Here is a 12,284-nt window from a genome sequence, read left to right as displayed (position 1 = left end):
CAGCTCCTTGCCAACTGCGGTCTGGAATGGGTTTGAACCAATTTTTCGCAGACTATTAGGTAGTTGCTCTTGAGTTCGCAACTTTTTTTCCGTGTTTTTCCTCTGAACAGGCAGTATTCTTAAATCACGAAAAGCGCATACAGCAAACCCATGCATATGACTTTTAATCATAGACGCTGTTCTGGTCTGGCGTAGTAACCTCTCCGGAATAAAGAATGCGCTTTGTAAAAGACGCTAACAGCATTATCTATTAACATTAGCTCAACGAAGGAGCACCTGCTTTCGGGGCAGGCCGACAAAGGGTGAGCCCCCCTTTATGATGATAAAGGACAGCGTCTTGTCGAATACATCTCCGGAAGTTCAGATGGTAGAACGGGAGACCCCAATCTCTGTGTCGTGGGTTCGAGCCCCACCCGGATGATGTATTCACTCCTTAGACAAAAAGGCACCAACAGCAAAGATCGAATAGCTAAGATGGTTATAGCAGGCGGTTCATACCCGTCGTTCGTGGGTTCGATTCCCACTTCACATGGTGCCTTGTTTTATCAATAAAGATGCCCACAGCAACACCCAACGGTCTTGAATCCGATCCGATGCAGAGGTCAGGGCGCCGGTCAACTGGCGGCTTAGGACTTGCGATATGTCAGGCATCTTGTGAAAGGCACCAACAGCAATTCTTGGTAACAACTACGACTAGAAATCGTACTTTCGGGTTCAAATCCCTGATGGTGCCTTGTATAACCAATTCATCACGGAGGAGTGATTTCCATGCTGAAGTTTCTAAAGAAAGAAGCAAATATGACCCATACGGAAAATGGCGCAGTTACATATCGTTCCACCCAGTCTGAATGTCTGGATCTGTTCGCTACGATCGGCGCCCTGCGCAGAGAGCGTGACGAGGAGATCACGAATCGCTTCCTCCGCGCCTATGCCGAAGACGCTGATCTGGCCATGAAGACCCTGTTCTTTGCGAGAGATATTCGTGGCGGTATCGGCGAGCGCCGTGTCTTCCGTACCATTCTGAAGTGGCTGGCCAACAACGAGCCGCGATCCCTGGAGAAGAACATCCAGTACATTGCAGAGTATGGACGCTACGATGACCTGCTGGTCCTGATGGGCACCACATGCGAAGGCAAGGTGCTGCATCTGATCAAAAAGCAGCTGGCAGCCGACTGTGCCGCTCTGGAGGCTGGCGAGTCCGTGTCGCTGCTGGCCAAGTGGCTTCCTTCCGTCAATGCCTCCAACGAGGATGCGATCCGGCAGGCAAAACAAATTGCCCGATCACTGGGAATGAACGACGCCCAGTACCGCAAAACGCTGAGCGCCCTGCGCACCAAGATCAGCATCATCGAGAACAACCTGCGCGAAAAAGACTACACCTTCGATTACTCCAAGCAGCCCTCCAAGGCCATGTTCAAGTATCGTAAGGCCTTCATGCGAAATGATGGAGACCGCTATGATGAATTCATGAGCCGTGTCGCCGAGGGTACGGAGCAGCTCCACACTGGCACCCTGACGCCCTATGAGATGATCAAGCCCTTCTTCGGTCGCGGCGATATCTCCGATCAGGAGCGCAAGGCCATTGACGCAACATGGAAGACACAGGAGGATTTCACTGGCGGTGAGAACGCTCTGGTCGTCATTGATGGCTCCGGCTCCATGTACGGTGGTGCTGATCCCATCCCCGCCACTGTAGCGCTGTCTCTTGGTATCTACTATGCCGAGCGCAACACCGGCGCATTCCAAAACCACTTCATCACATTCTCTGAGAATCCCAAGCTGGTGGAGATTAAGGGCAAGGATATCTACGAAAAGGTGCGGTACTGTCACCAGTTCAACGAGGTCGCCAACACCAATATCCAGCGTGTGTTTGAGTTGATCCTCAAGACTGCCGTGAAGAACCGTGTGCCCCAGAAGGATATGCCTGCCAAGATCTTCATTATCTCCGATATGGAGTTCGACTACTGTACTGAAGATTGCTCCTTGACCAACTTCGAGTATGCGCAGCGGCTCTTCGAGGAACATGGCTACCAGCTGCCCGAGGTGATGTTCTGGAATGTGGCAAGCCGTAATCAGCAGCAGCCCGTCAAGATCAACGACCAGGGCGTTGCGCTGGTATCCGGCTGTAATCCCCGAATCTTCTCCATGCTGAAAGCCGGCATTCTTTCCCCCTATGCCTTCATGATGGATGTTCTGGGTTCCGAGCGTTACGCGGCGATCGTGGCATAATAGAGCTGACGCAGGAGGTGATAGCAGGTATGTTATCGCCTCCTGCTTTTTCTTTCCCAACAAAAGTGTTGCTGTTGGCAGAGATGAACCGTAAAATAAAGAGTATGAAGGAAAGGGAGATCGTTATGATTACGATTCAAGGTTTATATAATACTGCGGTCTGTTACACCCCCGAGTTGGAGGAGGCAGCCTGCAAGCAGATCCAGACCGTTTGCAATCAGGCCGAGTTTGCCGGCTGCAAGATCCGGATCATGCCCGATGTCCACGCTGGCAAGGGCTGTACCATCGGTACCACCATGACCATCCAGGACAAGATCGTGCCCGGTATGGTTGGCGTCGATATCGGCTGCGGTATGGAGACTGTTGAGCTTCATGAGCGGGAGGTCGACTTTGAGAAGCTGGACGCCCTAATCCGCAGGGAGATCCCCTATGGCCGTGAGGTTCGAGACATTCCTCATGCACTGAACGCTGAGATCGATCTGACTCACCTCCGCTGCACAGATCAAGTCAATCTCAACCGGGCCATGCGCAGCATCGGCTCTTTGGGTGGCGGCAACCACTTCATTGAGGTGGATCGCGCGGAGGATGGCCGGTTGTTCCTGGTGGTCCACTCTGGCAGCCGTCATCTGGGCACCGAGGTGGCTGAGCACTACCAGAATGAGGGTCGGCGTGCCCTTTGGGGCGGCGCCCAGTATCAAGTTCAAGCCGCCATTGACCAGCTGAAGGCCGAGGGCCGGTTCCAGGAGATCCAGAAGACCATCAAGGCGCTCAAGAAGGAGCACGAGCTGAATATCCCCAAAGATCTGGCCTATGTGGAGGGTAAGCTGTTCGAGGACTATATCCACGATATGAAGCTGACACAGCAGTTCGCCATGCTCAACCGCAAGGCCATGGTGGATGTTATCATGACTGGCATGGGCTTCACGGCGGTGGAGACCTTCACCACCATCCACAACTATATTGATACGGACGCCATGATCCTGCGTAAGGGCTCTGTCTCCGCCAAGGCCGGCGAGAAGCTGCTGATCCCCATCAACATGCGTGACGGTAGCCTGATCTGCAGCGGCAAGGGCAACGAGGATTGGAATTGCTCCGCACCTCATGGCGCCGGTCGGCTGATGAGCCGCAAGGCGGCCTTCAATGCTCTGTCCATGGAGGAGTTCCAGAAGGAAATGGAGGGTATCTACACCACCTGTGTTGTGCCCGACACGCTGGACGAGTCTCCCATGGCCTATAAGAGCATGGAGGAGATCGTCGCTCAAATCGGCCCTACTGCGGAGATTATTGAGCGGATCCGTCCTGTCTATAACTTTAAGGCAGCAGACTGAAATACAATGATGAAAGGCGGTGTTGACCGTGGAAGCATTGATCAAAGAAAAGCTTCATGAAATCGAGCAGCGGGAGAACTGCCGCATCCTTTTGGCCGTGGAGTCCGGTAGCCGTGCTTGGGGCTTTGCTTCTCCGGACAGCGACTATGATGTGCGCTTCATTTATGTGCGCCCCAGAGAGAGCTATCTCAGGCTCAACCGGGTCCGTGATGTGATCGAGCTTCCCATCAATGGTGTTCTGGACATCAACGGTTGGGATGTGGACAAGACACTGAAGTTGCTCCATAAATCCAACCCCACCGTATTTGAGTGGTTTTCCTCTCCCATCGTGTATCAGACCACTGACTTCACTGAGGCGTTTAAGCCCGTCATGCGGCGCTACTTCTCGTCCAAGAGTGGCCTTTGGCACTATCTGCAGATGGCGGAAGGAAACTATCGAGAATACCTGCGCGGCGACATGGTGAAGGCCAAGAAGTACTTCTATGTACTGCGGCCAATCCTTGCTTGCCGGTGGATCCTTGAAAAAGGTACTCCGCCCCCAATGCTCTTTTCTGAACTGGCGGCGAGCCAGCTTCCGGACTACCTGGAGAAAACCGTTGCGAAGCTGCTTGATCTGAAGATGAACTCCCCTGAGGTGAAGATGATCCCGAGAATCGATATCCTCAACGCTTACATGGATCGGAGCATTGCAGAGGTGCGTGCTCTGGTGGAGCAGTATCCGAGAGAAATCACGAAGGACTGGGAGGAACTCAATGCGCTGTTCCTCGCCGCACTGGAGATGTGATCTTATGATGAAATTGCCACCACAAGTGAATACAGCATTTGAGATGCTTGAAGCGGCCGGCTATGAGGCGTACCTTGTTGGTGGCGCAGTGCGTGATTATGTGCGTGACAACAGTCCTGCGAAGGATTGGGACATCACCACCAACGCGCTCCCAGAGCAGGTGGAGGAGATCTTTACAGGCTACCACCTGATTGAGACTGGCTTGAAGCATGGGACTGTAACTGTTGTGATTGACCAAGAGCCTCTAGAAATCACGACCTATCGCATTGACGGGGACTACTCCGACCATCGGCATCCGGACTCAGTCAGCTTTACCCGCAGCCTGAAGGACGATCTTGAGCGCCGGGACTTCACCATGAACGCTCTGGCCTACAACCCCAGGACAGGTGTTGTTGACTTCGTAGGAGGCAAGGCGGACATTGCCGGCGACCTTGTCCGCTGCGTGGGAGATCCAGATCGGAGATTCCAGGAAGATGGCCTGAGAATGCTCAGAGCCCTTCGCTTCGCCTCCGTGTATGGCATGACGATCGAAGCTGCCACGGCAGCGGCCATCCACAGGAACAAGCACTTGCTCAAAGGTATCGCTGCGGAGCGCATTCTGGTTGAGCTTACCAAAATGCTCTGCGCTCAGGGCGCGGCAGGTGTTCTGCGGGACTTCGCCGATGTGCTGGCCGTCCCGATCCCGGAGCTCACACCCATGTTTGGCTTTCCGCAGCATAATCCACATCATGACAAGGATGTCTGGGGCCATACCATCGCGGTCATTGAAAGTATCACCCCTGAACCGGTGCTTCGTTGGGCAGCCCTGCTGCATGACATTGGGAAGCCTTCCTGTTTCTCGCTCGCCGAGGATGGCATTGGCCACTTCTTCGGGCACTCGGATCAGAGTACTTCAATGGCGGAGAGTATCCTCAGTAGACTTCGCTTCGATAACGCCAGCAAAGAACAAATTGTAAGACTCGTTCGCTATCATGACATGCCCATCACGGCCGACAGGAAGCCAATCAAACGGCTTTTGAGCAAGCACGGTGAGGATGCTACCCGGCAACTGATCGAGCTGCACAAGGCAGATACGCTTGGTCAATCGCCCATCTGCAGACACCGGATCGCAATCTTTGAGGAAGTATCGCAAATGATCAATGAGATCCTGCAGGAAGAGAGCTGCTTCACACTCAAGGACTTGGCAGTTAATGGACATGATATGATGACATTGGGCTTTCAGGGACCGACCATTGGCCGTGTGCTGCAGGAATGCCTGGATGCAGTCTTGGATGAGCAGATCCCCAACGAGCATGAGGCGCTGATGGCCTTTGCAAAGGATAGACAGCTGAAGAGTTAATACCAAAACGGCAATACCAAGCAGGTATTGCCGTTTTGGTATGCACAGGAACTTAGATGGGTTGTAGGGTTTTGTCGATGGTCGTATAATGAGTGATGAAGCAAAGTGACGATCGTGAGGTTGCCTTTGACTTCGATTATGCTACTCACTTGTTCCGGCAACTCTCTAAATCGCATCACAAGGGAACATTTTCCCTATTTTTGCGTCTATATCAATAAGGGATTCATGTCTGATATGAAAAGGAGGCTGCTGATATGAAACAGAAAAAGAAATGGGTTATTCCCCTCTGTGTGATAGGAGTCATACTGCTACTTTGTGCGGGTGGCCTTTGGTATATGATAAATCACTCCATGAGTTTCTCTGTCGGACGCTGCTTAGTAGCGGACAACGGATCGTATATGTTCATCGATGGAAACTCACCCATTATCATGAGAAACCGAAAGGATAAGGAAGGTCTGTTCTCTGGCTTGGGGACCGGCGATAAGATTTTGATCTTCCACGATGGGATTGCGGAAACCTATCCAGGCAGGACCGGTGCGTATTGGTGTGTGAAATTGGAAGACGGTACGCAGGCCGATATTCCGGAACAGGTCATAGAAGAGCTTACGGAACTCGGATGGACCATTGTAGGAAATGAAGCTGATCCAGATTCCGTGACGCCTGAACCGGGAGCATACGCTTTTGAGGCGCAGTACATCCGGACCAATGGCGGACCTGAAGATGGCTATCCTTACCACACCGTGATCAGTTCCAGAGCGGAATTGGAAGCCTATTACGAGGCATACAAGGACATTTATAGTCTGGAACGAAGAGAGACAGTCTACTCCGACAGCACAATCGGCTTTTTGGATGCCTGCGACAAATACGATAACGCCTATTTTGAACGGCAGAATCTTGTTCTGATCGTACTGCAGGAAGGCAGCGGATCAATTCGGCATGAGATTACAGATGTGCGTCGTCACCGTATTGAGAACGGTGCATTGGATGGGTGGGACATTACGATTGACCGTAAGGTCCCTGAGGCAGGAACAGAGGATATGGCTCAGTGGCATCTATTCCTTGAAGTGCAGATGGGCGATGTGATCAAGGCCACCGACAAGGTTTGGATCAATGGAAAACAGAGCGAACGCACTCCGGCAATATCCGGTCTTGTTGGTATCAGTCGTACTCCGTCGATAAGCGCCTATCAGGATCCCTGGGGAGTGAAGCTTACTGCAAAGAATATTACCCCGTCTGGATTGACCATTGTTTGTACGCAGCAAGATGGAGAACCAACCGGTGAGCTGCAGACCGGCAGTTACTACGGACTCGAAATGCTGCAGGATGGCGAGTGGGTTGCGGTCGAGCTGCTTCCTATGGAGTATGAGCTTGCCTGGACGTCAGAAGCATGGATGATCCCTAACAATGCGGAAACAGAATGGGAAGTGAATTGGAGCCGCCTGTACGGAGAGCTTCCCGCAGGTTCCTACCGGATCAGCAAATCGGTTATGGATTTCCGGGGTACCGGTGATTATGACACCAAAACCTATTATGCAGGCTTTGATCTCGTGGACGCCGCTGACACAAGTAATGTTTCCTACGAACACGGCGGATTTGGCGTCAGTGTGCCGCTTCTTTCTGGTTGGGAATACAAGGTTGAGGAATACAGTGCCGATGGCATGAGCTATGGCGTCAGTTTCCGACCCGCTGGTGAAGATGGATGGATCGATTTCCAATATTGGCCTACATTCGGCGTCTGTGGCACCGGATTGTCAATGAAGGAATTTGGAAATGGTTCCATGGGCACCTACGATGGCGGTGCTATCTGGAACTTTATCAGTTACCCTGCCAGCAAAGGCAACTTTGTGGCAACGACCCAGGGTGTAAATAGCTGGTGGTCACGCTACGGCGAGACTGCTATGGAAATCATAACGCAGGTAATCTGCACAGACACCATCGTAGACTAAGGAGGGTACGCAGTATGAAACGAATTGTAGCGCTATGCCTCGCAGCGGCTTGCCTGATTTCTATGGTAGGCTGCGCAGGAGATACCAATATGGACGAAAAGAAACCAAACAACTCCGCATCGGCCTATGCTCTGGCACTGGCTAGCTATCCGGAGATGGCTCCCTACCCAAACGAGATGGAGTATTTTGATGAAAAGACCGGTGAGTTTGACAGCGATGGCTTTGATGTGGTCTATGACGCCTGGCAGTCGGACAGAAAGGCCCAACGCAGTCAGCCGGAAGGCTATGCAGACGGTCTGGAACCGTTCTTCGCCAGTTCAATCCGAGAGTTTCTCAGCAATTCCAACGGGGAGAACAAGGTATACTCTCCTCTGAGTGTTTACATGGCCCTCGCCATGCTGGCAGAGGTGACGGACAGTGAAAGCCGCCAGCAGATCCTTGACCTTCTAGGAAGTGAAAGCATTGAGGCTCTGCGCTCCCAGGCAGCCAGTGTTTGGAACGCCAATTACAGCAATGACGGCGCCGTGACAAGCATTCTGGCAAACTCCCTGTGGCTGAATGAGTCCGTAAATTTCAACCAGTCCACAATGGACAGTCTGGCAAAGAATTACTATGCGTCCTCCTTCCGTGGTGAGATGGGCAGCGAGGAATTTAATCAGGCCTTGCGGGACTGGATCAATGAGCAGACCGGAGGACTGCTGGAAGCGCAGGCCGATGGTCTGTCGATGGACCCCGAGACCGTTATGGCTTTGGCCTCTACCATCTACTACCGAGCCAAGTGGCACAGTGAGTTCAATGAGGCCGGAACGGAAAAGGGCCTGTTCCATCTGTTCAGTGCTGATGGAGAGACCGTGGAGTGCGACTTCATGCACAAGGGCGGCAGCAACACCTATTACTGGGCAGATCAGTTCGGCGCTGTTGCTCTGAGCCTGGAGGGCAGCGGCAAAATGTGGTTCCTCCTGCCTGATGATGGCGTGGCTATGGATGATCTGCTTGCCGATGAGCAAACGATGGAGTTCCTAAACAGCAATGGAAACTGGGAGAACAGCAAGCACCTGATCGTGAATATGTCCGTTCCCAAATTTGATGTTGTCTCTGATCTTGACCTGCGTGATGGCCTGAATGCGCTGGGTATTACCGGTGTATTCGATGCCACGGTGGCCGATTTCAGTCCCATGACTTCGAAAGTTGCAGAGATATTCCTTTCCAAAGCCGACCATGCAGCCCGCGTTGCCATCGATGAAGAGGGGGTTACCGCAGCGGCATATACCGTCATGATGATGGCTGGTGCTGCGGCGCCACCTGAAGAGGAAATGGACTTCGTATTGGATCGACCGTTCTTATTCGCCATTACTGGTGCAGATGGACTTCCACTCTTTGTTGGCGTAGTCAATAGACCGTGAACTGAAAAAAGGCAATAAGAAAACGGCAGTGCCACAATGTGGCATTGCCGTTTTCATGTATATCCGATGCATTGAGTTGTTTACCCCTCATAGGACTGCGGCTGGTAGCCATAGTGCTTGGCAAAAGCTTCATAGTCAACCCATTTCGGGTTGTCAAAGATCCTTGCAGCGTAGAGCTCAAGCGTGTAATGCTCCAGTTCTGCTTTCGTCTTTAACCAATAGGTGTGCTCCTTCTCCCACTCCAGGAGTTTATCGAACAAGTCTTCTTCGTGGCTCCGGACAATGAGCTCACGCACCAAATCGCGCCAGACATCGTTCCTGATGTCTCCAAGATCCGTCTGGATACCATTGCGGTACCCGTACTTCTTATCTCTCCCAGAACCAGAAAGAAGAATCGATTGACCAGTGCTGAAATGTGCGTGTAGATCTTTATGCGTGAGTTGATCTCTGTTAGGAACTGCCGGTAGTGAGTCAATAATCGTGCGCGGATACATAGACATACCTCCATTCTGGTAAGTCTTACGGATTATCGGTCGAAAATGCAACAAATCGATCATAATGAGCAAAAAAGGAAAACCGCGCCACACTGTTGTCGCCGTTCTGTGATATAATCGAACTATGTCGAATAATCAATTCCCTTTGGATCAGCCGCATCCGACCATCATCAAGAAACGACCGGATTGACAATGCACATATTATGTAGTATTATTGTAGTGCAAAGGAGGCTTGAACATGGATTCCAACATGACTTTTCGCATTGATTCTGAAGTGAAAGCGCAAATGGCAGCCATCTGTGATGCACTGGGCATGTCAACTTCTACTGCCTTTAATATTTTTGCCAATGCCTTTGTTCGAGCAAAAGGCATGCCTTTTGCTGTCACGATTCAGGAGCCTGTAACAGCTGTGAGCCGCGAAAAAATGCTGGCGGACACTGATCAACTATTGAGCGAGTTCGCTTCTGACTATAAGAGGATGGCAGAATGATTTGGGTTACAGCAGAAGATGTCGTAGCGATTCATAGCCGTATCATTCAAGTTTCTGGTGGCATTGATGGTCTGCGTGATCGTGCTGGATTAGAAGCGGCTATTGCCGCACCCCTTCAATCATTTGGAGGAGAAGATCTTTTTCCAACTGACATAGAGAAAATCGCTCGTATTGGGTTTGGGTTAGCGTCCAATCACGCATTTATCGATGGCAATAAGCGAATTGGCGCCATGGTCACGCAACTGCTACTCAAATGGAATGGATATCAGTTCCAATTGGAGCAGAATGAGCTGGCCGATATGTTCATTGGTATCGCGGATGGCACAAAGGACGAAACGGAGCTTCGGTATTGGATCAACGACCATATTGAATAACGAAAAGGTTGCCTCACGCAATAATGTGAGGCAACCTTTTTGTTAAAGCCGACCTGATTTGACGAAAAAAAGCCGGGCTGTTTTGTCGGATAGCCGGAGTGTTTTGGCTGCATGGCCGAGTTGTTTTGTCATTTTATCGGCTGTTTGATGTGGCGAGCCACATTTCGTCATTTCATAGGCTCACTAAAGAAGAGAAACCATTATCTCAGCTTATCGTTTCGATTTCTCCAAGCAAATCATTTTTTCCTGAGTTGCTAATTTTATCTGCAAAATTGACTTATTTATGAGGACTATCATAATCTGCACGCGCTGGAACACAAGAGCAACTTTTTGAAATAACGTACCTTTGAGGAGTCTGGACTGGCTCCTCTTTTTTGTTGCACAAATTGTGCAGGCGGTGCTTGCACAATTATCAACCTAACAGATAATGTACAATAAGTTGCGCAAATTGAAAATCGCATAAAAGAAGACATAGCTTGCAGGCTCTGGTAGAATGAAGTCACGACACACCATTCTGAAAGGAGACAGCAAACTATGTCCGAGAAAATTGTACAGCTGAATGAGGAAATTATCAAGGGGCAGCTCAAGGAATTGGTCCGCGGCAGCGTGGAGGAAGCCCTGAACGAGCTGCTGGAGAAGGAAGCAGAGTCCCTGACGCAGGCGGCCCGCTATGAGCGCAGCGAGGCCCGTCAGGGTTACCGCAGCGGCCACTATGACAGGAACCTTACTACCACTTCCGGCGACGTCACGCTCCATATGCCCCGACTCAAGGGTGTGTCCTTTGAGACAGCCATCATCGAGCGCTACCGCCGTCGGGAGAGCAGCGTGGAGGAGGCGCTCATTGAGATGTATCTGGCAGGCGTCTCCGTGCGCCGTGTGGAGGACATCACCGAGGCACTGTGGGGCAGCAAGGTGTCGCCCGCCACCATCAGCGAGCTGAACAAGAAAGCCTACGTCCACATTGAGGATTGGCGGAATCGCCCCTTGCAGGGCGGGCACTATCCATACGTCTACGTGGACGGCATCTACCTGCGCCGCAACTGGGGCGGAGAGTACGAAAATGTAGCCATTTTGGTGGCAATCGCCGTAAATGAGGACGGTTTTCGTGAAGTTTTAGGTGCCGCTGAGGGGATGAAAGAGGACAAGGCCAGCTGGGTCAGTTTCTTCCAATGGCTTCGTGGACGCGGCTTGGACGGCGTAAAGCTCGTCGTCGGCGACAAGTGCATGGGGATGCTGGAGGCCGTGGGCGAGGTGTTCCCGGGCGCCAAATACCAGCGCTGCACGGTGCATTTCTACCGCAACGTTTTCTCTGTTGTGCCTAAATCCAAGGTCAAAATTGTGACGAAAATGCTCAAGGCGATCCATGCCCAGGAGAGTAAGAAGGCGTCCCGCGAGAAGGCAAAGGCTGTGGTCACCGAGCTGCGCGCCATGAAGCTGAAGGAGGCTGCCAAGAAGGTCGAGGACGGCATCGAGGAGACGCTGACCTACTGTGACTTTCCCAGCGAACACTGGACCCGCATCCGCACCAACAATGTGATCGAGCGGCTGTACCGTGAGATTCGCCGGCGCACCCGTGTGGTGGGGACATTCCCTGACGGAAATTCCGCCCTGATGCTGGTCTGTGCCCGGCTCCGTCATGTGGCGGGCACCCAGTGGGGCAACAAGAAATACATGAACATGAAGCACTTGGAGGCGGCTCTGGACGACGCCTCTATTGCCGGCTGACTTCATTCAGCCGGAGCCTGCAAACAATTTTGCGCATAAATCTTGACGGCACCATCTCGATATTGTCCTCCTGTTGTTCTGCGTTATGCTTTCTCCGTGCATTTTCGTATTATTTATTCTGCCATCTGACTTCGCCCTTGGACAGAAGCGGATAACAGATCAGCTGATCTGA

At 51.8% G+C, this 12,284-nt stretch carries 10 protein-coding genes and 1 tRNA gene; 10 read left to right on the top strand and 1 reads right to left on the bottom strand.

Translation table 11 applies throughout. The features are described 5' to 3' along the window. Positions 1–349 precede the first annotated feature (349 nt). The 7 genes from H8Z83_RS06570 to H8Z83_RS06540 all read left to right on the top strand — a co-directional run bounded on the left by H8Z83_RS06570 (position 350) and on the right by H8Z83_RS06540 (position 9,029). Positions 350–422, top strand: a tRNA-OTHER gene (locus tag H8Z83_RS06570). 346 nt (positions 423–768) lie between these two features. Next, entirely contained in the window at positions 769–2,229 is a 1,461-nt protein-coding gene (locus H8Z83_RS06565; RefSeq protein WP_147561601.1) for a DUF2828 family protein, read from the top strand. A 125-nt stretch (positions 2,230–2,354) separates the two neighbouring features. Then, positions 2,355–3,557 (top strand): RtcB family protein, encoded by a 1,203-nt coding sequence (locus H8Z83_RS06560; RefSeq protein ID WP_147561599.1) that lies wholly within the window; start codon positions 2,355–2,357, stop codon positions 3,555–3,557. 28 nt (positions 3,558–3,585) lie between these two features. Next, the gene (locus H8Z83_RS06555; RefSeq protein ID WP_119347830.1) at positions 3,586–4,341 is read left to right on the top strand and encodes a nucleotidyltransferase domain-containing protein; all 756 of its coding nucleotides are present in this window, start codon (positions 3,586–3,588) and stop codon (positions 4,339–4,341) included. 43 nt (positions 4,342–4,384) lie between these two features. Next, the gene (locus H8Z83_RS06550; RefSeq protein WP_243184797.1) at positions 4,385–5,680 is read left to right on the top strand and encodes a CCA tRNA nucleotidyltransferase; all 1,296 of its coding nucleotides are present in this window, start codon (positions 4,385–4,387) and stop codon (positions 5,678–5,680) included. A 254-nt stretch (positions 5,681–5,934) separates the two neighbouring features. Next, entirely contained in the window at positions 5,935–7,626 is a 1,692-nt protein-coding gene (locus H8Z83_RS06545; RefSeq protein ID WP_187014332.1) for an immunoglobulin-like domain-containing protein, read from the top strand. Positions 7,627–7,640: 14 nt separating this feature from the next. Continuing rightward, positions 7,641–9,029 carry a serpin family protein gene (locus tag H8Z83_RS06540; RefSeq protein WP_108979733.1) on the top strand — a complete coding sequence of 463 codons (1,389 nt, stop codon included), beginning with the start codon at positions 7,641–7,643 and terminating at the stop codon, positions 9,027–9,029. 80 nt (positions 9,030–9,109) lie between these two features. Here H8Z83_RS06540 and H8Z83_RS06535 read toward each other — a convergent pair whose 3' ends face one another. Next, entirely contained in the window at positions 9,110–9,523 is a 414-nt protein-coding gene (locus H8Z83_RS06535; RefSeq protein WP_148341862.1) for a hypothetical protein, read from the bottom strand. 238 nt (positions 9,524–9,761) lie between these two features. Between H8Z83_RS06535 and H8Z83_RS06530 the strand changes: the two genes are divergently transcribed. The 3 genes from H8Z83_RS06530 (at position 9,762) to H8Z83_RS06520 (ending at position 12,112) form a co-directional block, all read left to right on the top strand. Beyond that, positions 9,762–10,013, top strand: a complete 252-nt coding sequence (locus H8Z83_RS06530; protein WP_108979731.1) for a type II toxin-antitoxin system RelB/DinJ family antitoxin — start codon at positions 9,762–9,764, stop codon at positions 10,011–10,013. After that, positions 10,010–10,387: a type II toxin-antitoxin system death-on-curing family toxin gene (locus H8Z83_RS06525; protein ID WP_108979730.1), complete on the top strand. Its 378-nt coding sequence runs from the start codon at positions 10,010–10,012 to the stop codon at positions 10,385–10,387. The genes H8Z83_RS06530 and H8Z83_RS06525 overlap by 4 nt, the downstream gene beginning before the upstream one ends. A 534-nt stretch (positions 10,388–10,921) precedes the next feature. Continuing rightward, positions 10,922–12,112 (top strand): IS256 family transposase, encoded by a 1,191-nt coding sequence (locus H8Z83_RS06520; RefSeq protein ID WP_187014331.1) that lies wholly within the window; start codon positions 10,922–10,924, stop codon positions 12,110–12,112. The last annotated feature ends 172 nt before the right edge of the window (positions 12,113–12,284 follow it).

Origin of the sequence: Dysosmobacter segnis, from assembly GCF_014297285.1 — a bacterium.
In the GTDB taxonomy this organism is placed as follows: domain Bacteria; phylum Bacillota; class Clostridia; order Oscillospirales; family Oscillospiraceae; genus Oscillibacter; species Oscillibacter segnis.
This window is presented reverse-complemented; position numbering and strand designations above follow the sequence as displayed.

Excerpts from the sequence above, each read along its gene's own strand:
- H8Z83_RS06565 (WP_147561601.1), top strand. The coding sequence starts at position 769 with ATGCTGAAGTTTCTAAAGAAAGAAGCAAATATGACCCATACGGAAAAT.
- H8Z83_RS06560 (WP_147561599.1), top strand. The coding sequence starts at position 2,355 with ATGATTACGATTCAAGGTTTATATAATACTGCGGTCTGTTACACCCCC.
- H8Z83_RS06550 (WP_243184797.1), top strand. The coding sequence starts at position 4,385 with ATGCTTGAAGCGGCCGGCTATGAGGCGTACCTTGTTGGTGGCGCAGTG.
- H8Z83_RS06545 (WP_187014332.1), top strand. The coding sequence starts at position 5,935 with ATGAAACAGAAAAAGAAATGGGTTATTCCCCTCTGTGTGATAGGAGTC.
- H8Z83_RS06540 (WP_108979733.1), top strand. The coding sequence starts at position 7,641 with ATGAAACGAATTGTAGCGCTATGCCTCGCAGCGGCTTGCCTGATTTCT.
- H8Z83_RS06535 (WP_148341862.1), bottom strand. The coding sequence starts at position 9,523 with ATGTATCCGCGCACGATTATTGACTCACTACCGGCAGTTCCTAACAGA.
- H8Z83_RS06530 (WP_108979731.1), top strand. The coding sequence starts at position 9,762 with ATGGATTCCAACATGACTTTTCGCATTGATTCTGAAGTGAAAGCGCAA.
- H8Z83_RS06525 (WP_108979730.1), top strand. The coding sequence starts at position 10,010 with ATGATTTGGGTTACAGCAGAAGATGTCGTAGCGATTCATAGCCGTATC.
- H8Z83_RS06520 (WP_187014331.1), top strand. The coding sequence starts at position 10,922 with ATGTCCGAGAAAATTGTACAGCTGAATGAGGAAATTATCAAGGGGCAG.